This is a genomic window from Acinetobacter sp. I-MWF (assembly GCF_025433935.1).
In the GTDB taxonomy this organism is placed as follows: Bacteria; Pseudomonadota; Gammaproteobacteria; order Pseudomonadales; family Moraxellaceae; genus Acinetobacter; species Acinetobacter guillouiae.
This window is the reverse complement of record NZ_JAMBAR010000001.1, coordinates 3,339,331-3,360,173: the sequence shown is the minus strand read 5'-3', so window position 1 is coordinate 3,360,173 and position 20,843 is coordinate 3,339,331. Positions and strand designations below refer to the sequence as shown.

At 37.1% G+C, this 20,843-nt stretch carries 21 protein-coding genes; 11 read left to right on the top strand and 10 right to left on the bottom strand.

Going from position 1 to position 20,843, the window contains the following annotated elements; translation table 11 throughout:
- Positions 1–211: 211 nt before the first annotated feature.
- Genes M2R48_RS15485 through folE2 form a run of 3 tightly spaced genes read right to left on the bottom strand, consistent with a single transcriptional unit; the run spans position 212 to position 3,071 of the window.
- Positions 212–1,567 carry a dihydroorotase gene (locus M2R48_RS15485; protein WP_262086653.1) on the bottom strand — a complete coding sequence of 452 codons (1,356 nt, stop codon included), beginning with the start codon at positions 1,565–1,567 and terminating at the stop codon, positions 212–214.
- On the bottom strand, positions 1,557–2,117 hold the full coding sequence (locus M2R48_RS15480; protein WP_004823366.1) for a hypothetical protein: 561 nt from the start codon (positions 2,115–2,117) through the stop codon (positions 1,557–1,559). Before M2R48_RS15480 ends, M2R48_RS15485 begins: the two co-directional genes overlap by 11 nt.
- Positions 2,118–2,168: 51 nt before the next feature.
- On the bottom strand, positions 2,169–3,071 hold the full coding sequence (gene folE2, locus M2R48_RS15475; RefSeq protein WP_262086652.1) for a GTP cyclohydrolase FolE2: 903 nt from the start codon (positions 3,069–3,071) through the stop codon (positions 2,169–2,171).
- A gap of 111 nt (positions 3,072–3,182) precedes the next feature.
- Here folE2 and M2R48_RS15470 point away from each other — a divergent pair, with 111 nt between their 5' ends.
- Both M2R48_RS15470 and zigA read left to right on the top strand, forming a co-directional pair.
- Positions 3,183–3,941, top strand: a complete 759-nt coding sequence (locus tag M2R48_RS15470) for a D-Ala-D-Ala carboxypeptidase family metallohydrolase (RefSeq protein ID WP_171500316.1) — start codon at positions 3,183–3,185, stop codon at positions 3,939–3,941.
- Between the two features lie 305 nt (positions 3,942–4,246).
- The gene (zigA, locus tag M2R48_RS15465; RefSeq protein ID WP_262086651.1) at positions 4,247–5,473 is read left to right on the top strand and encodes a zinc metallochaperone GTPase ZigA; all 1,227 of its coding nucleotides are present in this window, start codon (positions 4,247–4,249) and stop codon (positions 5,471–5,473) included.
- 97 nt (positions 5,474–5,570) lie between these two features.
- Here zigA and M2R48_RS15460 read toward each other — a convergent pair whose 3' ends face one another.
- The 3 genes from M2R48_RS15460 to M2R48_RS15450 all read right to left on the bottom strand — a co-directional run bounded on the left by M2R48_RS15460 (position 5,571) and on the right by M2R48_RS15450 (position 9,050).
- A complete protein-coding gene (locus tag M2R48_RS15460; protein WP_262087508.1) occupies positions 5,571–7,805 on the bottom strand; it encodes a TonB-dependent siderophore receptor in 2,235 nt (744 codons plus the stop codon).
- A gap of 281 nt (positions 7,806–8,086) precedes the next feature.
- Positions 8,087–8,275 (bottom strand): hypothetical protein, encoded by a 189-nt coding sequence (locus M2R48_RS15455; RefSeq protein WP_262086650.1) that lies wholly within the window; start codon positions 8,273–8,275, stop codon positions 8,087–8,089.
- Between the two features lie 196 nt (positions 8,276–8,471).
- Positions 8,472–9,050 (bottom strand): DJ-1/PfpI family protein, encoded by a 579-nt coding sequence (locus M2R48_RS15450; RefSeq protein WP_105713549.1) that lies wholly within the window; start codon positions 9,048–9,050, stop codon positions 8,472–8,474.
- Positions 9,051–9,199: 149 nt separating this feature from the next.
- Between M2R48_RS15450 and M2R48_RS15445 the strand changes: the two genes are divergently transcribed.
- A complete protein-coding gene (locus M2R48_RS15445) occupies positions 9,200–9,673 on the top strand; it encodes a hypothetical protein (RefSeq protein WP_262086649.1) in 474 nt (157 codons plus the stop codon).
- A gap of 159 nt (positions 9,674–9,832) precedes the next feature.
- Here the strand turns inward: M2R48_RS15445 and M2R48_RS15440 are convergent, their stop codons facing one another.
- Positions 9,833–10,351: a chromate transporter gene (locus M2R48_RS15440; protein ID WP_004823357.1), complete on the bottom strand. Its 519-nt coding sequence runs from the start codon at positions 10,349–10,351 to the stop codon at positions 9,833–9,835.
- Between the two features lie 5 nt (positions 10,352–10,356).
- On the bottom strand, positions 10,357–10,938 hold the full coding sequence (locus M2R48_RS15435; protein WP_004717445.1) for a chromate transporter: 582 nt from the start codon (positions 10,936–10,938) through the stop codon (positions 10,357–10,359).
- A 164-nt stretch (positions 10,939–11,102) separates the two neighbouring features.
- Between M2R48_RS15435 and M2R48_RS15430 the strand changes: the two genes are divergently transcribed.
- From M2R48_RS15430 to M2R48_RS15420, 3 genes are all read left to right on the top strand, one after another.
- A complete protein-coding gene (locus M2R48_RS15430; protein ID WP_096734847.1) occupies positions 11,103–11,987 on the top strand; it encodes a LysR family transcriptional regulator in 885 nt (294 codons plus the stop codon).
- A 248-nt stretch (positions 11,988–12,235) separates the two neighbouring features.
- Complete coding sequence (locus tag M2R48_RS15425; RefSeq protein WP_262086648.1) at positions 12,236–14,308, top strand: M13 family metallopeptidase; 2,073 nt, start codon at positions 12,236–12,238, stop codon at positions 14,306–14,308.
- A 268-nt stretch (positions 14,309–14,576) separates the two neighbouring features.
- On the top strand, positions 14,577–15,608 hold the full coding sequence (locus M2R48_RS15420) for a hypothetical protein (RefSeq protein WP_262086647.1): 1,032 nt from the start codon (positions 14,577–14,579) through the stop codon (positions 15,606–15,608).
- A gap of 54 nt (positions 15,609–15,662) precedes the next feature.
- Here the strand turns inward: M2R48_RS15420 and M2R48_RS15415 are convergent, their stop codons facing one another.
- On the bottom strand, positions 15,663–16,649 hold the full coding sequence (locus M2R48_RS15415) for a putative solute-binding protein (RefSeq protein ID WP_262087507.1): 987 nt from the start codon (positions 16,647–16,649) through the stop codon (positions 15,663–15,665).
- 382 nt (positions 16,650–17,031) lie between these two features.
- Here M2R48_RS15415 and M2R48_RS15410 point away from each other — a divergent pair, with 382 nt between their 5' ends.
- The 4 genes from M2R48_RS15410 (at position 17,032) to M2R48_RS15395 (ending at position 19,148) form a co-directional block, all read left to right on the top strand.
- Positions 17,032–17,553 (top strand): hypothetical protein, encoded by a 522-nt coding sequence (locus tag M2R48_RS15410; protein WP_105713556.1) that lies wholly within the window; start codon positions 17,032–17,034, stop codon positions 17,551–17,553.
- 291 nt (positions 17,554–17,844) lie between these two features.
- Positions 17,845–18,339, top strand: a complete 495-nt coding sequence (locus M2R48_RS15405) for a DinB family protein (protein WP_262086646.1) — start codon at positions 17,845–17,847, stop codon at positions 18,337–18,339.
- Between the two features lie 153 nt (positions 18,340–18,492).
- Positions 18,493–18,744: a DUF6364 family protein gene (locus M2R48_RS15400; RefSeq protein ID WP_262086645.1), complete on the top strand. Its 252-nt coding sequence runs from the start codon at positions 18,493–18,495 to the stop codon at positions 18,742–18,744.
- Positions 18,741–19,148: a PIN domain-containing protein gene (locus M2R48_RS15395; protein ID WP_262086644.1), complete on the top strand. Its 408-nt coding sequence runs from the start codon at positions 18,741–18,743 to the stop codon at positions 19,146–19,148. Before M2R48_RS15400 ends, M2R48_RS15395 begins: the two co-directional genes overlap by 4 nt.
- Positions 19,149–19,332: 184 nt before the next feature.
- Here M2R48_RS15395 and M2R48_RS15390 read toward each other — a convergent pair whose 3' ends face one another.
- Positions 19,333–19,803 (bottom strand): hypothetical protein, encoded by a 471-nt coding sequence (locus M2R48_RS15390; RefSeq protein WP_262086643.1) that lies wholly within the window; start codon positions 19,801–19,803, stop codon positions 19,333–19,335.
- A gap of 204 nt (positions 19,804–20,007) precedes the next feature.
- Between M2R48_RS15390 and M2R48_RS15385 the strand changes: the two genes are divergently transcribed.
- Positions 20,008–20,562 carry a hypothetical protein gene (locus M2R48_RS15385; protein WP_315972845.1) on the top strand — a complete coding sequence of 185 codons (555 nt, stop codon included), beginning with the start codon at positions 20,008–20,010 and terminating at the stop codon, positions 20,560–20,562.
- Positions 20,563–20,843 lie beyond the last annotated feature (281 nt).

Below are 20,843 nucleotides of genomic sequence, written 5' to 3'. Positions count from 1 at the left end.
ATGGTCGGGTAAAAGCAAGATGAAAAATAACGTTAAAGCTGAGGTCAATCAGGTTTAAACGAATATTGTGAGTCCTTTCGGTGGAAATTCTCCCATTGAATCAAAATCATTAAACATTTGTTGTGATGAGCTATATTGAAATTAAATAATGATCCATTTAAATATCAATAGTTTGCAATAAATTCATGCCATTTATTTGTTACGTGCAATTTTAACGATTAATTTCAAGTTGTTGTCCCTGACAATTCAAAAACAGCTGTTGTTGATGCCAAGCAAGTTGCCCAGAAACAATTGTGGTGCTGACCTCATAAGCAAATATTTTATGCATAAATGGTGTCCAATTGCATTTCATATAGTTTTTTTGATCTTTCACTGCAATGTGCTGTTGATTTTCTCGAAGGATCACTAAATCAGCCCAGTAACCTTCTCGAATAAAACCACGGTCTTTGATCCTAAATAAGTCTGCCACTTGATGTGCAGTTTTTTGAACCAGTGTTTCAATACTCAGTTTACCTGCTGCAACCAGCTCCATCAGTGCAGGTAACGCATGTTGTACTAAAGGCAGACCAGAAGGGGCATAAAAATATGACTGGTGTTTTTCATCCCAAGTATGTGGGGCGTGGTCAGTACCAATAATATCCAAGCGATTACTATTCGCAAGGGCATTAATCAAAGCATCTTTATCTTGCTGGGTTTTAATCGCGGGATTACATTTAATTAAGTGGCCCAAAGTAGCATAATCAGCATCATCAAAACTGAGATGATGGATACACACTTCTGCTGTGATATGTTTTCGATTTAAAGGCAGATTTTTAAACAAACACAGTTCTTTCGCGGTGGTGATATGTAAAACATGCAACTGTGTGGCATATTTCTCGGCCAAAGATACAGCTAATTTTGAGCTATCAAAGCAGACATGTTTATTTCTAATCTGCGCATGAATTTCTGCTGGAATATTTTCCCCATATTTTTGAAAATAGAAATTTTCTTCCGCTTTAATGGCAGGGGTAAACTCGCAATGGGTCAATAAAACCGTTGGAACATTTGCAAATAAACGTTCCAAAACTTTAGGGTCATCGACGAGCATATCACCCGTAGAAGCACCCATAAAAACTTTAACACCACTGATTGATTTAGGATCAAGTTGTTCAATAATATCTAAATTATGCGCACTGACTCCAAAATGGAAAGCATAATTGGCCCGACTATGTTGTTTTGCAATCTGCTTTTTCTGGGTCAAAGCGTCTAGGGTTAAGGTGGCTGGATTGGTGTTTGGCATATCCATATAGCTGGTGATTCCACCAATTGTTGCTGCCATTGATTCCGAAGCAATATTGCCTTTATGCGCTGCGCCGGGATCTCTAAAATGAACTTGGTCATCAATCATGCCAGGAATTAACCACGAACCTTCAGCGTCTATATTTTTCGCATGATAAGCCCCTGTAATATTGGGATGAATCTTTTCAATCCGTCCATGTCGAATCAGTACATCGGAATAATACTGCTTGCCTTCATTGACAATATTGGCATTACGAATAATAAGATTGGGCGGATTTTTAAAACTCATTGTGCAATGCCTTATAGCCTTGAACCAGTTTGATATTGGTGCTGACAACGCTTTCTGAAAACTCACTGATTGAAATATCAATGGGTGGAAATTGCTTTAAATCGGTTTTGGGATTGATATAACTCATTGCAGGTACATAAAAATGATCAGGTAAATCACGACCATCAACCACTGCATTGTGACGAATCGCGCTGTGATGACCCACTTTGCAATTAAATAACACACTGTTAAAGCCAACAAAAACATGATGTCCAATTTCACAGGGACCATGAATAATAGAGCGATGCGCGATTGAAGAATTTTCACCAATGATCACTGCTGCCCCCGCTTTGGAATGAATCACCACTCCATCTTGAATATTGGAATTTGCACCAATAATGATGGGTTCCATATCACCTGCGTCATTGATTTCATCTGCTCTGATCACAGCATAAGGCCCAATAAATACATTGGCATGGACAATGACTTTTCCACAAATAATCGCTGTTTGGTCAACATAGGCTGATTGATCGATAACAGGGAGATCACCAGATGGGTTTTTTCTAAGCATGACTAGACCATTTTAAATAAGTTAAACAATGAGGGTGGTTGAGATAAGGCATTACCATTGCCAAGCGCCCTGAGCAACTGCGTCATGAGCATGTAAACTTTCCGCATGAATCACTTTAAAGTTAAAGCCCAGAATGCTGGGATGATGGATAAATGTGGCATACAAGCGTCTTAATGCATCTTCACAAAACATCAGGTTTTGACCATTTGCAATAGCAAAGGCTTGTTCATCGATACGTTTTACCGCCGTTTGTACGGGTGTCATCAAGGCTTGCTCAGCCTGATTAATAAATAAAATCAGTGGGATATATTGAATGTTTTGATCTAATTTGAAATTTAACTGAGCAAAACTTCTTTGACTGTGAGGCGTTGCTGCAATTGCGTCTGTGCTATTTAGCCAACTGAGGATTTCTTGTGGGTCTAACTGAATCTCATGATTTTCCAATGCGGATGCAAATCTTTGTTGGATGATGTTTCTGGCAAGTGCTGCGGAACAAGGACAAGTAGATGAATAGGGAATTTCGATTTTTAATTCAGCATAAAAATCATCTTTTAAAAGCTGACAGGACAACACAAAAGGATAGCTTTTCCAGCCAGACAATTGGCTGACTAAGGCTGGGCGCTCGATATAAAGCTCACTATGAATTTCGATTTTGGCATGTGCTGATAAATCTTTATGGCTGGCTAAGAAATCCAATAAAGCGTTTTTAATATCAAGTAGCGCTAAATTTTTGATCGTGCTCAATTTCAAAAGTCGGGTATACAAGCGCGACATATGAATACCTTTGGCAAACACATCATCCAAACTGACATAAGCATTTACTTGGCTTTGGCAAAGGCTATTTTCGAGATAAAGCGGAAGCGCGATTTTTTCCATACCGACCCAATCGAGTGGGTAGTAATAGTTTCTTGTGAGTGAGGATTCAGCCGAAACATCTGGAAGAACAAGATTCATAGGGGGAATAGCTTAAGTTGAAATACATATTGTTATGTTATAACATAACGATATTAAATCAACACTACTCATCTGAGTTAAATTTACGCTATGAGATCATTGCAAATTGAGATGAACAAAAAATATTTGATCGGATTCATACTCTGCCTTTCTGCATGTAGTCAAAACAACTCAAATACAATTCATGCTATGCGTACAGTTCAGCAAACGTCGCCACAAGTGCCATTAAAAGCAGACTTTCCTCAGCAGCAAGGTATTTTAAAACAAGAAAAAAATCTGCCGCCTGCCTATTTAAAATGGCTTAGTGAACCGAAAAATGCTGAAAGCGTTCAGGCTTATCAGCGCTTTTTAAAGCAACAAGGTATTTCTGCTTATATTCCTACTTTTGAATTTTTACAAACAGCCAGAGATTGGCAACAATGTGATGCATCTGAATTTGAAGTTCCGCCACAAGAGCTGTGGGGCAATATTGTGCCAACATTAAAAATTTTAAATCGTCTTGTGGATGAAAAAATTTTAACCCAGTTTAGCGTGACTTCTGTCTATCGAAATTTCAAGCTTAATCAGTGTGCAAAAGGCGCTGCTTCCTCCAAACATATTTTTAATGCCGCATTAGATTTTCGTATTGGTGATGAAAATCCGGACTTAAACCAACAGCTGATGATTCAAGAGCGCAAAGCAAAATTATGTCAATTTTGGCTGGATTCTGGTGAGGAACTTCACATGGGCTTAGGCGTCTATGCATCAGGACAGATTCATATAGATAGTGCAGGTTTTCGTACTTGGGGTGCAGACCATCGCTATAGCTCATCACCATGTATCAATAACGCTTTAATTGGAAACAATAAAAAAGTGAGTGAATCGCCATGAAGTTAAATTTCATCCGTGACATCAGACAACTTTTAATACGAGAAATTCAAACGACACATGTTTATCCACTATTAAACAATCTAAATCCTGATGTTTTTCAATCCTCAGCTTAGATTTATAGCAACTGGATAAACGCTGTAATCATCACCGAATGATTCAAACCGAATCATCAAATTGCAGTGTTGAAAATGTATGTGCAAGCACAGCTAAAATTTAACTCTAAAGCGATCTGTTTGGAGTTATTCAGTCAGTATTTTTATGTCGATCTCGATATGAAAACACAAAAATATAAAGTGAGAATGCCAATGAATACTCTTTTAGCCACTCCGCAAAAACTTCCCGTCACCGTGCTTTCTGGATTCCTAGGGGCTGGAAAAACCACCTTACTCAATCATATCTTAAACAATCGTGAAGGCCGAAAAATTGCAGTGATTGTGAATGATATGTCGGAGGTCAATATTGATGCCGCTTTAGTTCGAGAGGGTGGTGCTGAGCTTTCAAGAACGGATGAAAAGTTAGTTGAAATGAGTAATGGTTGTATCTGCTGTACCTTAAGAGAAGACCTACTGGTTGAAGTGCGTCGTTTAGCACAGGATCAGCGTTTTGATCAATTGGTGATTGAATCTACAGGGATCTCTGAACCACTCCCTGTTGCAGAAACGTTTACCTTTGAAGATGAAAATGGGATTTCTCTCAATGAGTTTGCCCGCTTAGATACAATGGTGACTGTGGTCGATGCTTATAACTTTTTAAAAGATTATAGTTCGCTGGATAGCTTACAAGCGCGCGGTGAATCATTAGGTGAACAAGATGAGCGAAATGTTGTTGATCTACTGATTGATCAAATTGAGTTTTGTGACGTGATTGTATTGAATAAAACAGATTTGATTGATCAAGACGAGCAGGAAAAATTATTTGGAATTTTGCAGTCTTTAAACCCAAGAGCAAAAATTGAAGTTTCTGCGTTTGGCAAGGTGAATCTTGATCGGGTGTTAAATACCAAGCTATTTGATTTTAACGAAGCGGCACAAGCTCCGGGTTGGTTAAAGGAATTAAGAGGTGAGCATACGCCTGAAACAGAGCAATATGGAATCAATAATTTTGTTTATCGAGCGCGCAGACCTTTTCACCCACAACGGTTTTTTGATTTTATCAACTCCGAATGGAAAGGCGTAATCCGTTCCAAAGGCTTTTTTTGGTTAGCCTCAAATCCCGAGTTTGCTGGATCTTGGTCTCAAGCAGGGGCGATGGCACGCCATGGTGTTGCTGGATATTGGTGGGCAGCAGTGCCAGACGAACATTGGCCTACAGATCAACAAAGTCGAGATGCAATTCAACAAAGCTGGGATGCTCAAACAGGTGATGCACGACAAGAAATCGTATTGATTGGGATGCAGATGGATCAATCTGAACTTATTCGTCAATTTGATGCTTGTTTATTAAACGATGATGAAATGGCGCTAGGAGCAGAAAAATGGCAAGAGTTTGAAAATCCTTTTAGTGGGTGGACTGATTCTATCATTAGCCATTAATTCATTATGATTCGTTCAATTCAGCCAAAGCATTGCTGAGAATACTTGCAAGCATGAGCGCTTTTAATTATACGCTCATGCTTGGCTTTATATTTTATTAAAATTTAGCTCTTAAGGTGAAAGTCACATTACGTGGTTCCCCCCAATAAACACCATTATAGAAACCTACATTTAAATAGTATTTTTCATCAAATAAGTTATTGATATTCACACTTGCAGTCAGTTCATCACTTAACTTATAACTGGCAAAAGCATTGGCCAATACATAGGCCTTTTGTGTGACTACACCATCGTTATAGGCATTTGCAGGAGCTCGCCCCCATTTTTGTGAAATTTCACTTTGCCAATTCAATCCACCACCGAAAGTTAGTTTTTCTGAACCTGTCCAAAGATTAGCTGGAAGGGTATAACTACTAAATAACTTTAACTGATTTTGTGGAGTAATTGTTAAAGCATTAGAAATTGCAGAACTCACGCTATTTACATAGGTATAGCCGAAGCTAAGATTCCAATTTTCCTGTAGCTTTCCAATGGCTTCTAACTCAATACCATTGACTTTAAGTCCTTTGCCTGATGACATATAAGCGGTTTCCATACCATTGACTTTGGGAATAGTGCCGTTTTGTACGTCATCGGGATATTCTGCATCTACAACGGCAAGATCTTTAACACTTGACCAAAATAAAGCAGCACTGGTCAATAACTTACCATCTAATAGATCCGCTTTAATTCCTAGCTCAGTGGTGCTTCCCATTTCAGGATCTAAATAGTCACCGTAACGATCTTGTTTGGATGAAGGGTTAAATACATTGGTATAGCTGGTATAAGCGGTATAAGTGTCATTGATGTCATACAAAATCCCTGCATAAGGAATCAGTTGGTCAAAACTACTTGGTTTTGTAGGGAGAGTATTGCGATTCCACTCATCGACTTTATAATCATATGAGCTATAACGTGCACCTAAAATAAGTTTAAGTGGATCTGCCAAATTTAACCGCAAAGTCGAATATAAACCATATAGTTCAGTTGTTGTTTTCTTTCCAGCCCCATTCTTTTCATAAGTGGGCTTTGGAATATTACCTGTCCAATTACGATAATCTGGTATGACTGCTGGATAATTAATACTTGGAGTCACATCTAATTCAGTACTTTCACCTTTAAAACCACTATAGCCAATAATTAAATCATGTTGGCGATTTAACAATTGAAATGGTCCTGTTGCATACAAATCAATATTGAGTTTTTTATTTTCAGCATAAGGGCTGACCATACTCCATAGACTTAAGCCTTTCCCCGTGTTTGGGTCTGGAAAGCCACTACCACCATAAGCCACCATCCAACTATTATCCGAGGTGCTGTGGGCAATCGCTGCTTTAACCAGCCAGTCATTGGCAAAAGTATGTTCAATATCAGCAAAAACGGTTTTATCGGTATTGGCAATTGAACTCCAGTCCGCAGATAAACTAAAGTTTCGCGGAAAATTTGCTTTGCTTCCATCAGCATTGAAATATGGCACTGTTCCCCACGTTGAGCCTTTAGGATCGTTGTCTTGATATTGAAATCCGACTGAGGCTGTTGTTGTTGGGGTTAAATCTGCACTGATAATCCCCATTGCGGCTGTTGACTTGAGCTTATAACGATCCATATAGGACTCTTTATCGGTATACGCTGCCATGAATCGACTTCGAATACTGCCATCTTGAGTCAGTGGAATGGATACATCTGCTTCTACACGGGTATTGTCCCATGAGCCATAAGTTGAGCTGACATTGCCCTTAAACTCTTTTTCAGGACGCTTACGCACCATATTGATGGTTGCAGAAGGGCTGCCTGTTGAACCAGTTAAGCCAGAAGCACCTTTGATCACTTCAACTCGGTCAAAGAAAAAACTATCAAAGCGGGGAGCATTGTCTCCTACAGGCATACCATCAATTTGCCTATTGGTAATTTGAAAACCACGGGAATAGTAGTTAGAACGTTCACTGTCATTTTTAGTGGCAGTAACGCCTGGTGTTGCGGCAAGAACATCATCCAGAATGGTCAGCCCGCGTTGTTCAATTTGTTCACGGGTGACGACGCTTACAGATTGTGGTGTTTCTTTTAAAGATAATTTTAATTTTGATGAGCTTCTTGAGGATTTTGCTTTAAAACTCCCGCTTCCCTCAGTTTTTTCATCCTGAGCATCTGCTTTAACTGTAATGGTTGGGAGTACTGAAGTATTCGCGTCATTACTTTTTTGCTCTTGTGCAAAAGCACTATGGGAAATAGCACTGCAAATAAGAATTGATTTTATTGCAATGTTTAATGCCGTTTGTTTACGTAGATTGTCCATAAGAATAGAAATTAGTAAATAAGAATCATTATTATTATCAATTAACATACAAAAAGATACAAATAAAACATAATTTTTAAACTTTTTATTGGATATGTAAATACAAGATAGAGCTGTATTTTTTAATTTAAATATATGATTTTTAAGTTTAAGTTGTGAAATATGGGTGTTTTATTTGAGTATAAATTTACACTAATAATCTGTAAAATTAGAAGCTTATATTTTATTTATCACAATGATTAATTATTGACTGAGCCTTGTCCTGATTCCGAATTGAAAGCTTATATCTTTTTCCATTGTCGGTTTTCTTCTGAGAAATTAACCAGAAACGAAACACCTGATTCATCACCAACAAGATATGAGGATGGATTCACCATCAGTACCTTTAATAAAGTCCCTGTTTTAATAGTAATTGGTTCTAAATTATCTTTATTTAAGGTAACGGGTTGGAGTAATTCAATGATTTCCACTTTTATACTAACCTATTGTTTGAACATAAAATTCTATAAATAATTATTGCACAGCGCAAAGCGCTTTGCTGAGATACAGCGTTAAAAAACGCAACATTGATGGGGCTTTATGTAGCCTAAACATTTATAAAACTTCATTGTTGTATAAGGCTAAGTTTTCTCTCAGCGGAAAACTTAGCTTAGACAGTTTTAAATTTTATAAAGTAATCGTTGCACCAAGCGCTTTAACAAATTGGGCTAACCAAGCTGGATGCGCTGGCCATGCAGGCGCTGTTACTAGGTGTCCATCTGTGACTGCTTCAGTGACTGCAATATCTGCATATTGCCCACCTGCGAGTTTAACTTCTGCGGCACATGCTGGGTAAGCGGAACATAAGCGTCCTTTTAATACATCGGCTGCAGCAAGCAGTTGCGCACCATGGCAAACAGCGGCAATTGGTTTTTTAATCGCATCAAACTCGCGAACAATTTCGATCACTCGATCATTCATACGTAAATATTCAGGTGCACGGCCACCCGGAATCACTAATCCTACGTAGTTGTCGCTGTTGACTTGGTTAAAGTCATAGTTAATTGCAAAGTTGTGACCACGCTTTTCACTATAGGTTTGCTCACCTTCAAAATCATGAATCGCTGTTGCTATTGTATCGCCAGCTTTTTTATCAGGGCAAACTGCATGAACGCTATAGCCCAATCCAGTGAGGAACTGAAAAGGAACCATGGTTTCATAATCTTCAACATAATCACCCACTAACATTAGAATTTGTTTAGACATTTTTACACCTTTTGTTTAAATTTTATGATTTATTTCATGTAAAATAGCATGCTCTAGTTGCAGTTTTAAGTTGAATTTATACGGCTTTAGTCTTAATTTAACAGACTTAACTGTAATAAAAATTGTATTCAGTGATGAATGAGAAAAATATGAAAAAGTATCTATTGGGTTTAGTGATTGCGGCGGCTACCATGAGTAGCCATGCTGCGGTAGAAGAAACAGTGTATAGAGGAATGGGCGAGGCATCTGCACAGTTTCCAAGCTTTAAAAAGATGCAAAAGCAGGGGCTAATCAATAAAAAACCGGATATTTCAAGAAATGACTATAATGATGTATATAAATTAAAAAAACCGCTTCAATTTATGGGACAAACGGTTGCACTGCTATCAGACGAATATATGACACAGTATGCTGGATGTTGTGTCAGCGAGGGCTGGGGAGCGGTTTTAGCTAAAAAGAGTGATATGAAACTCTTGACTCAATTTGCCAAAACCAACCAGTGTTCATTAAGCAAAGTAGAGGCAGATGCCAGTAATTATTATGGTTTTAAACTGAAAGCATTACCAACAGCAGAATATTATGAGCTTTCTTGCCGAGAACGTGATTTAGAAAACCAGCAGTAAAATAGATAAATCAAGCTATATAGAGCAGTCGCGATTTAAATCTCTTATGCATTATAAATTTTCTCCCTCTTTGCTTTGTGTGATACACGGCTTAGAGGGAGGGAGATGTCTTGACTGAATTTTTATGAATGAACCTGCGTAGGTGGTCTTGATCAATATCTACAGAATTAAAGCACCTGTACCAGCACCAATCACCATTAACCAAACTGGGTGAACATTCTTAAACAGACTTAGACAAATGGTGATGGCGACGATTGCGATCAGTAAAATATTTTGAGCAGAGGCTTGGGCAATAATCCAAGCACTGACTAAAACCAAACCGACTGTAATAGGTTTTAACGCCTTTTCAAATTTCGCCCGAAGTGGATGACTTTTAAAATTATTCCAAAATTTAAGTGCGTAAATGGTGATGATTGAAGAAGGACCAAACTTTGCAAAAGACGTCACGATCAGTCCCATTGGCCCTGCGACATGCCATCCCACCAAGGGAACAATCATCATGTTTGGGCCTGGTGCAGCTTGTGCCATTGCAAACATAGAGCTGAATTGCTCAGCAGTCATCCATTGGTGAATCACAACCACCTGATGTTGCATTTCAGGTAAGATCGCATTCCCTCCACCAAAGGCTAATAAAGACAGTTGAGTAAACACTAAAGTCAGTGCAATGAGAACATACATCTTATTTACTCCTGAGTCACTTTAGTTTGATTAAATGCTAAAACTGCCATATTCACGGTGATTAAAATCAACAGCGTCAGTGCCAAGGGTAATTTAATCAACAGCATAAAAATAATGGTCAAGATAATGGTGAAATAGGTCAGCTTACTTTTCATAATTGGTTTTAACATCTTAAAACCTGTAGCAAACAGTAGACCCGCAGCAGCGGCAGCTAAACCTTGAATCATGTGCTGCACCATTGGGATATCTTGAAAGCTGCTATATAGCTGGTACAAAGAGATAACAATAATGGTCGGGGCCAGCATAAGACCAAATACCGCACTAATCGCACCTTTTACTCCAGCAAAGTCATAACCAATTGCCACTGCCATATTTACAATATTTCCACCGGGTAAGATTTGGCAGACACCCAACAAGTCGGTAAATTTTTCAGATGTTAACCATTTCTGATCTTCTACAATTAAACGATGTGCGAGAGGGAGTACCCCACCAAATCCCATGAGGCCAAGTTTCATAAAACCTAAAAATAATGCTTTGCAATTGGGTGTGGTCATGGATTGTTCCATTGGGATTGCTTCAGTATTCATTTAGACCTCTTCAATTTGCTGTGATGTACTTGGCTTGAATATGATTATCTGCTTGTTGAGTTATAAAGAAAAATGCTATTTTTGCTGTTATTCATACCTAAAAAGTATGCTTTAAACGTGAATTAGCACGAAAAAAATGAAAAGATCGATATTGAGGCGAAAAGATGATTGATATTCATAAGCTTAATGCATTTGTCGCTGTGGTTGAGGAAAGTAATATTTCTCGGGCAGCGGTACGTCTGAATATGCAGCAACCGCCTTTAACACGAATTATCAAAAACTTAGAAGATGAATTAGACACAGATTTATTGAAGCGTTTACCGCGTGGCGTAGAAGCAACTGAAGCGGGTAAGGCCTTATACCAAGAGGCACTCACCATACTTGCGCATGCACAGGCTATTCCCAAACGCGTGCAAAATATTTCTAAAGGTTTGGAAGGGCAAATCAATATTGGTTTTACCAACTCAGTCGGCTTACATTCCTTTTTACCTGCTTTACTGCGTAATTTTCGTGAAGTATTTTCAGCGGTGTCTATTCATTTGGAAGAAGATGGCAGTAGCTCATTGATTGATTCGATTATCAATGAAAAGAATGACATCGTTTTTTTGCGTAAGCCTGCACCGATTGGTTTGGGACTCACCAGTTTGCATGTACTTGATGAGCCTTTAATTGTGGCACTGCCCAATAATCATCCCTTAGCCGAACATCCTGATGCCATCCAATTACTTGATTTAGAACCTTATGATTTTGTACTGTATCGCCGTTTAGCAGGACAAGACTTGTTTGATAATATTTTGGCTAGCTGTTATCAGGCTGGATTTAGTCCAAAGATTGTTCAAGAAGCCCCACGTTTAACGTCGAGTTTAAATTTGATTGCAGCAGGGATTGGTTTGTCGATAGTTCCAGAGGCCATTCGAGATTTTTGGAACAAGCAAATTATTTACAAAGCGCTTAAAGCGGATACGCCGTGTATTGCACCAATTTATGCAGTGTATAAGCAGGATGCTGAAAATATCCGTTTAAAACATATTTTAAATTTGCTCGCTTAATTTATAGGTTGACTTGCTAAAGCTCTAGCTAAATAAGTGGATTTATATATTTTGGATGTTGGTGTTGCTCACTGGGACTAAAGATCTAGGTTTAGATTGAGCTATTTTGGAATAATTTATGCTTTGAAATTCTATCTTGAAAATAAAATCAGTGAATCATTGCATTTTTGCTACACATAAAGCCTGAGCTCAAGATTACTATTATTGTTTTAAATTCAAACCTTAGAAATAGAATTGAGGATATCGCTTTGAAACTTGGATTTGTAAAAAGTGTTTTAGCATCTGCAATCATGTTGTCATCGGCACCAGTATGGGCTGAAACAACAGGGCAAATCACTCAAACCACTTCAGCTATTGTGAAAGATCAAAAAAAATCGGGGATTGATCATCAATATTTTGATCAAAATGTAAAAGGGAATGATGATTTTTATCAACATGTAAATGGAGGATGGTTGAAAAATACCGAAATTCCTGCAGATAAATCACGTTGGGGAACTTTTGATATTTTGCATGAAGAATCATTAAAACAATTGCATGATATTGTCGATGAGCTTTCAAAACAACAATTGGTGGAAGGAAGTTCAGAGCAAAAAGTGGCAAGTCTATATGCCAATTTTATGGATGAAAAAAGTATTGAAGCATTGGGTATTCAGCCGATTCAAGCGGAAATTACCAATGTTGATGCATTGAAAAGTAAAAAAGATATTGCGCAATTGGCCGCACATTTTTCACGTATTGGTGTAACCAGCCCTTTTGATGTGGGTATTGACCAAGACATGAAAAACTCAACTGAAATGGTGGCAATGCTTGGGCAAAGTGGTTTAGGGTTACCTGATCGTGATTATTATTTAAAAAATGATGCCAAATTTAAGAAAATCCGTTCGCAATATTTAAAGTATATTGAAAAAACTTTAAGCCTAGCTGGAGACAAGCAAGCAGCACAGCATGCGCAAGGGATTTTAAAATTAGAAACGCAAATCGCCAAGATACAATGGAGTAATGTTCAAAACCGTGATGTAACAAAGCTCTATAATATTTATAAAACACAAGACTTAGCCAAACTTAGTCCAAAAATTGATTGGCAAACTTATCTAGAAAAACAAGAATTGTCCGATAAGATTAAAACCATACAAGTTATTCAACCAAGTTACTTCAAAGGGTTAAGCCCAATTGTTGACAATACCTCACTAGAGGTTTGGAAAGCTTATTTTAAATTTCATTTAGTTAGTGATTTTTCATCATTGCTTAGTCAAGCTTTTGTCGATAACAGCTTTGATTTTTATAGCAAACAGCTCAGAGAAATCAAGGAACAGAAACCACGTTGGAAGCGTGGCGTGCAATTGGTTGAGGGAACTTTAGGTGAAAGTTTGGGCCAGATTTATGTGAAAAAGTATTTTTCTGCTGAGAAAAAACAACGCATGGAAGTCTTGGTGCAAAACTTAATGAAAGCTTATTCTCAAAGCATAGACAAACTGGATTGGATGAGCCCAACCACGAAAGTTCAGGCGCAGAAAAAGTTAGCAAGTTTTGCGGTGAAAATTGGTTATCCAAACAAATGGCGTGATTATTCTGCTTTAGAAATCAAAAATAATGACTTGATTGGAAATGTGATCCGTTCACGCGAATTTGAACATCAATATGCCTTGAATAAATTGGGCAAGCCTGTTGATCGTGATGAATGGGGTATGACACCGCAAACCATCAATGCGTATTACAACGCTTCTTTAAATGAAATTGTCTTTCCAGCAGCAATTTTACAACCTCCTTTCTTTGATATGGATGCCGATGACGCGGTGAACTATGGTGCGATTGGGGCAATTATCGGTCATGAGATCAGTCATGGCTTTGATGACCAAGGCAGCCAGTTTGATGAATTGGGCAATATGAAAAATTGGTGGACGGCAGAAGACCATCGAAAATTTAAAGAAAAAACCAATACATTGGTTGCTCAATACAACGCTTATGAGCCAATCAAAGGCTATCATGTCAATGGTGAGTTAACTTTAGGCGAAAATATTGCTGATAACTCTGGATTGGCGATTGCTTATAAAGCTTATCAACTGTCTTTAAATGGCAAGGCTGCACCAGTGTTGGATAATTTAACAGGTGAACAACGCTTTTATATTGGTTGGGCACAAGCATGGCGTTCTAAAATTACTGATGCAATGCAAGTTGAATTCTTAAAAAGAGATCCGCATTCACCTGATAAAGTTCGTGGCAATGCCACCTTGCTAAATCAAGCGCCATTTTATGATGCTTTTCATATTCAGCAGGGCGATAAAATGTATTTGCCTACCAATAAACGCGTGACCATTTGGTAATAATCTGACCTAAAAGCCTACCAAGCTGTATCAAGACTTGGCAGGCTTTTTTATATTTTTTTCACATGTTGTATAAATAAATGGCAGTGGAATAGATGTCTAGATAGAGCTTTTTAAGTTTTAACTTAATTGATTATCTCTAATCATTTTTTCTGTGATTTTCTTATCACTTTATTTCGATAAATAGTCAATAAATTCAATATAATAAGTTTGTTGTTTTGAGTATTTTAAGATATTTTTATGCATAAATATAATTGAGAAATATCAGGTGAATTTAAAAACATTCTTATTGTTGGGTGGGGGCGCTTTTGTATTGCAGGGTTGTACAACCATGAATACATCAACATCAGACGCTTTTAAACAATATGCTTCTGCTCAAGAACTCATTGATAAGCACAATATTAATGAAAATAATAGCCCATTTAAAGAATATGTTTATGATTGGGGATCAAAACAAAGCGATCAGCAGGTGCAGTCTTTAACACCGAAAAGTTACTTAAGCCGTTATTGTAGCGCTAAAGGTGGTCATTTTACTCAAGTGCAAAAAAGCACAATGAGTTCGGTTAAAGATATTTGGGCAAAAAAATTATTAAATACTTATAGCAGTGTTAAACAGGGGATCGGTGCATACCAATGTACTGAAAGTAATGGTCAGCAATGGTATGTATCCATCGAACCTTTATCTGAACGTAAACTTGATCAAACTGGAACTCGAGTTGTAAATTTGCAAACCAAAGTTTTATCTTTGGATGAGCTTAATAAATTCTATAACAACAAAAGCAATATGGCGGCAGTTGTCCAAGAAAAGAAATCTAAAAATAGTCATTCAAAAAGCAGTGATGCAAAAAGCACTGATATAAAAACGAATAATTCAAAAAATGTTGCTATTAACAATGTAGTAAAAACTCCCCCTGTTAAAGTCATGGAAGAAAAAAAGCCAGTCGCCGCAGTTGCAGAAGAAGTGAAAGAAAAGCCTCAGCCTGAAAAAACAATAACGACACCGCAGTCACAACAGATGCAATTATATATTTCTGCACGCAAAGAGTTAGGGCGTGGGCAAAATCAGATCAATGCCTGTAACAATGCTGAACGTGCTTATAATTATGGGCGCTTGCATGGAACAAGTGGAATTAATGTCTATGCTGAATCAGGTGTATTGGTAGCAAGATGTTTAAACAATGTGCCAAGTTATAGTCAGCGCTTTTCTAATCCGCAAGATCGAGCCAAACGAATTTTGCAGAATTTGGCGAGTAATCAAAATCATGCAGTTGCCAAACATATGCTAAAGCAGATTAAATAATGGAATAAGGTGTTTCACTTCAACGGAGTGAAACACCCGAATAAATGAAAAGCGTTATTCATCATTCAATGAACATTCAAAACTACTCGGATTTTCTTTACAGCGAACTTTTTTGAGGAAATTCATCATTTGTGGATCATAAATACCTGATTTAGTCAGTGCAATACGAGATTCACGCATCATTTTGATATAGTTCAGTTGTTCATTGGCAGGGATATTCATCCAATATTTTGCAGGAATTTCTTTTTCATATTTGGCTACGATGTTAAATGTTCTGCCCAATTGACTCGCAACCCAAGTTCGAGATTTTTGTCCAAAGCCTTGAGGGAATTTGTCTTTGCGAATAATAAAATTGGCCGAAATTTGAGTCAGTGGAAATTTTACGATGCCGCCTTTTTCTCCTAAGCCCTTATAGAGCTCAAAGGGTTTAAATGCAACAACAGGTGCAGGAAGAATATCAATTTCATGATTATTAAATTTAGCGCCTGCACTGGTGACATCAACAGAAACAGCTTGTGCACCTACTTGTTGAACCAATTTTGGTTGCGCTTCGTCATAACGGAACACCCCAATTTTTTTACCAGCAGCTTTGGCTAATGTATTGATATTTTTATCATTTACAAATAGATATGCTGGGCCAATTGTACCTAATCCTGCAATTTCATAAGGGCCATTGATCATCTTTTCCGCTGCTCGGGGTAAAGATAATAATTTATAGGCTGAAATGGCTGTTTTCATATCCGTTAATGCGCCGATCGCGTCTAAGGAGCCAATATATTTATTAAATTGGCGACCACGTAAACCACTGATAATGGCACCATCACATTTACCCACTTTTAAGTCTTCTGCAGCGAGCCTTTCGTCAGTAACGGCTCTTAAATCTATATCAGCACCCCAATTTTTTGCTTCAAGTGCGTAATCTTTAGCTAGGGCATATGCATCACCTGCTTTACCAACCGGATCAAAAACACATACAACTTGCTTTGCTAAAGCAGGCATCGAAAGTGCGAATAAAGTAGTTATTGTGAGAGCTTGAACCATTTTCATATATATTTCCCTATAAACAGTTATGGCATATCTTATTAAAACGTATGTGCTATTGATGAACTAATGTCCATGAGGATTGTTTTTTGTGTCAATAAATCCAACAAATGTTGGTTTTTGAGTGTGGGTTATTGATTGAGATTTGATTCATGTGATATTGGTCTTTTTAGATCTTTATTAGTTTAAGCTAGATGACAGATTAAGTAAGTATTTTAGTTTTAATGTATCAAAGCTATCTATTTTAAATACAACATAATATTGAATCCAGTTTTGCATAGCGAATGAGATTATTTTCATTAATGGTTGTTTACAGAGTCATAACAGGCGAATAGGTAGCGCTTGTGATACAAAGGATTTAATTTCGAATTGGACTTTGTTTATGTCACGCCAAATTTTCTCCTCAATGCATTCTAAATTTTCCCATATGGGTCGTTCTGTGTTTATGGCGACGGCATTAATGGGGACAGCACAATTTGCTGTCGCAGGGCCAACCGTTGATCAACTTAGCGATTGTTTGGTAAAAGCAACCACAGCAACAGATAAAACTACAGTATTACAGTGGACCTTTGCTGCACTATCTACACACCCTGATCTAAAAGCATTGAGTAATGTCAGTGATGCACAAAGAACACAACTCGATCAAAAGTTTGCTCAGGTTTTGCAACGGGTGATTGTAGAGCAGTGTTCCGCACAGACCAAAGCAGTGATTGCAGCTGAAGGTGTGCAAGCAGTAGGTGACAGTTTCCAAGAATTAGGTCGTACGACAGGTGAAGATATTATTAAAAACCCTGAAGTGAAAAAACAGTTACAGGGTGTATTGCGATATGTAGACTTAAATAAATTGGTGATGACTTTTTTAACCCCTGATATTTGGAATAAGTTGGGTGTGATTCGCCCATAAATCACTTAACCTTTACGGAGCAAGACTTCTTATCTGTTTAAAGGAGTGGGAATCTTCATGACTCAATAGAAGTCATTATAGAAATTTCAACGAAGCTCCTCTTACTATTGAAAGGGTTGGGGGAGTGGAATGAATGCATCAAGAAAGCTTGTTTAAAGTGACATTGTTAAAATTAGATTGAGTTTTGGTCTGTAAAAAATTGGTGATTGAGGGTATTTAAAAGATCGGGTTTTTTCAGTGATTGCATGTTATCTTGATGATTTGATTCAAAGAAAGCTTTAGGTCAATTTAATGAATTTTGAAAAACTCTTTTTATATAAACAATGGTCAGATCAGCGTTTATTTAAAGCCATAGATCAAATTGATCAAGTGCAATATTTAGAAGATTATAATTTTGCCAAGCAACAATTTAATCATATGATCATTGTCGAAGAGTTATTTAGATCTCGGCTAGAAAACAAAAAAACGGTGCACACCCAAACCAATACAGAATTTTTACCCGCCTTAGATGAACTTAAACATCGAATTGCTGAATCATATTTATGGTTTATTGAATTTGTACAAAATATTCAATTGGATCAACTTGCAGAAATTATTCATTTTCAATTTATAGATAAAAAAACGGGTAGCCTATCAATAGAAGAGATCCTCTTTCATGTTATCAATCATGGAACATACCATAGAGGCAATATCGCGCATGCTTTGCATCATGCGCAGGTGGTTCATCCTGCTGATACATATACGGTCTTTATTCATCAAAATGAACCTGAGCGTAGAGTGCTTTGATAGTTTATAAATAGCAGATGATTTTTGTTTTCTGATATTAGAAATAAGTTAGGTATTGTGAAATCAATCGTTGTCTAATTTGGTTAAAATTTAATTGTTAAAAATTAACCAATACGTATAATTAATTAAATGATACGTATGAGGTGAAATCTTATGCAAGCGAAATTGACTTTATCTATAAATAAAAAAGTAATTGAACGGGCGAAACTTTTTGCTCAGGAACATGAGCAGAGTGTTTCGAGTTTGGTTGAAGCTTATTTAGATCGTATTTCAGCACACACTGAAATTTCGAGTGATGTTCAAGCGCCTATTACTGGAAGTTTGACTGGGATGTTTGCCATTCAAGACCAAGGGCAGGATTATAAAGCATTGCTTTCTGAAGCTCGTATGGAAAAACATAAATGAGCGAGCGAATATTTATTGATTCTGATGTAATTTTGGATGTGGCTTTAGCCCGTCAGTCTTTTGTTGAAGCAAGTCAAACTGTTGTAGCGTTGTGTGAGAAAGGATATTTTACAGGGTGCATTTCTTCGAACAGTGTTGCCAATATTTATTATATTTTGCGTAAGTTGGGTGGTGATGAGAAAGCGCGTCTTTTTATTCAACAACTTTTAAAATTCTTGGTGATTATCCCTGTTGATCATGTTGGGATTTCTCAAGCGCTGGTGTCTAAGTTTTCTGATTTTGAAGATGCAATTCAATATTTTTCTGCGTTGAGTTTTGGTTGTAGCAAAATCGTGACGAGAAATATTCAGGATTATAAATTTGCTGAAATAAGTGTTGTTTTACCGGGTGCTTTTATCGGCTGAGGGTATTTTGTCAGATAAAAAAATGAGAAAAATAATAGATTTAAATGTATGCCAAATTTTAAAAACTCAACATATAAATTCTTTAAACAAAGAAAACCCGCTCTAAAACGGATTTTCCTTTTTAAACTCAATCAGCATGATCAATCAATATTCTTTTAATGCTTTGGCTTAAAGCAAGGTTGGTTTAGTTTAATGAGCAGGCTTTACCCTGATACTCATAGCGATTTAGCTCATAACTTTTACCATCCCAACGATACACCGCAAAACATAAACCTGGACCTCCATTTTCAATATCAGGCCAACCATCTTTGCCTGTGCTTTTTAGAAAGGTCGGTATACCCGCGTTTTCAAAAATAGTTTTCCATTTCCCATTTTTTTGTTGTGCAATAAGGTGGTATCCCACGCCTGTATTGCCGTAGCACATGCTGCTGTAGTCTGAAATAACAGCATCATTTAGCCCATCTTTATTTAAATCCCGATATACAGTAATTTCACCTGTTTCGCATTTTCCTTCCCAACCATGCTTTGTTTTTGCAAAACCTGCTGCTTTAAAAATTAAATTTGAATCTTTAGAGGGAATATCAGGCTTTGATTTGGCATAGCTCATAGAAGTTAAAAAGATTGTGGTTACTAGTAAAATAAGTTGATTTTTCATGTTTTAAAGTTCTTTTACCATTACGTTATACAAACAAGATTTTGTAGTTGAATGAAAAGTGTAAATTAAAGATATGAAATTTAAAATATTTAATTTAGAGATGGCTCTATAGTTATGGTCTAGCATCTTATATTTGTTAATATCTACGTTAATTTTATTCGCTTTATTTAAGATATGAAAAATATAGTTATTGGGTGTTTAGTATTGAACTTAGCCGGATGTAGTGCTGGTGTTGTCAATCAATCGAAAAAAATAGTTGGACACAAATTATATCAAGATTCAACTGAAAATTTGACAAGCCATCTTCGTATTCAACAAGGTGAAAACTTTAGCGTAAGGATGTATCCAAATGGATGTATGACCTCGATGCAACCTAAATTTTTGATGTCGCCAGAAGTTGAAAATATCAATATATTGGGTGGACAAATTCGTTATAAAACTAAACTGTTAAATATGTCTTTTCCTCCTAAAGACATTCAGTTTGCTGAGTTTAAGATCCCTTCAGAACGTTTTTTAGCGTTGAGTGCATATAAGAGCTATCACACAGGTTCAGAAATGCGTGGTTGCAGTGTTAATGCTGTTTATAAGTTTGCGACAAATAAGAATTATGAGCTATTAGATAATTCTGGCGGTATAAAGTGCTCTTTGGAAATTAATGAAATCATGCCAAATGGGGACAGAGTTGAGTTAAAACCACTTCGATATTTGAATAATGTGAATGAATGGGCAGGGTGTGACGCTCAGCTTAAGGGGTTGTGAGATTCTTGTTTTGATAATTTTGAAAAAATTATTTTAATCCCTAATCCTTATGAAACAGCGCATCTTATCCTTTAAACAAGAGGGATTATTCATGATGCAATTTAAACCATTATAAAATTCGCAATGACACTCCCTCTCCCTCTGGGCATAGGTATCTACACAATTAAATCTATTTAAGTTAAATTGGAGAGCATGCTCTCCAATTTAACATTCCACACTTAGATAACCGATTAGTTAAACGCTACGGACGTCTTGTAAAACTTAATATGAATCCACTTGCT

Coding starts and splice junctions, on each gene's coding strand:
- M2R48_RS15410 (WP_105713556.1), top strand. CDS start 17,032: ATGTCACGCCAAATTTTCTCCTCAATGCATTCTAAATTTTCCCATATG.
- M2R48_RS15440 (WP_004823357.1), bottom strand. CDS start 10,351: ATGTATGTTCTCATTGCACTGACTTTAGTGTTTACTCAACTGTCTTTA.
- M2R48_RS15485 (WP_262086653.1), bottom strand. CDS start 1,567: ATGAGTTTTAAAAATCCGCCCAATCTTATTATTCGTAATGCCAATATT.
- M2R48_RS15450 (WP_105713549.1), bottom strand. CDS start 9,050: ATGTCTAAACAAATTCTAATGTTAGTGGGTGATTATGTTGAAGATTAT.
- M2R48_RS15395 (WP_262086644.1), top strand. CDS start 18,741: ATGAGCGAGCGAATATTTATTGATTCTGATGTAATTTTGGATGTGGCT.
- M2R48_RS15390 (WP_262086643.1), bottom strand. CDS start 19,803: ATGAAAAATCAACTTATTTTACTAGTAACCACAATCTTTTTAACTTCT.
- zigA (WP_262086651.1), top strand. CDS start 4,247: ATGAATACTCTTTTAGCCACTCCGCAAAAACTTCCCGTCACCGTGCTT.
- folE2 (WP_262086652.1), bottom strand. CDS start 3,071: ATGAATCTTGTTCTTCCAGATGTTTCGGCTGAATCCTCACTCACAAGA.
- M2R48_RS15470 (WP_171500316.1), top strand. CDS start 3,183: ATGAACAAAAAATATTTGATCGGATTCATACTCTGCCTTTCTGCATGT.
- M2R48_RS15405 (WP_262086646.1), top strand. CDS start 17,845: ATGAATTTTGAAAAACTCTTTTTATATAAACAATGGTCAGATCAGCGT.
- M2R48_RS15460 (WP_262087508.1), bottom strand. CDS start 7,805: ATGGACAATCTACGTAAACAAACGGCATTAAACATTGCAATAAAATCA.
- M2R48_RS15445 (WP_262086649.1), top strand. CDS start 9,200: ATGAAAAAGTATCTATTGGGTTTAGTGATTGCGGCGGCTACCATGAGT.
- M2R48_RS15480 (WP_004823366.1), bottom strand. CDS start 2,117: ATGCTTAGAAAAAACCCATCTGGTGATCTCCCTGTTATCGATCAATCA.
- M2R48_RS15435 (WP_004717445.1), bottom strand. CDS start 10,938: ATGAATACTGAAGCAATCCCAATGGAACAATCCATGACCACACCCAAT.
- M2R48_RS15400 (WP_262086645.1), top strand. CDS start 18,493: ATGCAAGCGAAATTGACTTTATCTATAAATAAAAAAGTAATTGAACGG.
- M2R48_RS15430 (WP_096734847.1), top strand. CDS start 11,103: ATGATTGATATTCATAAGCTTAATGCATTTGTCGCTGTGGTTGAGGAA.
- M2R48_RS15415 (WP_262087507.1), bottom strand. CDS start 16,649: ATGGTTCAAGCTCTCACAATAACTACTTTATTCGCACTTTCGATGCCT.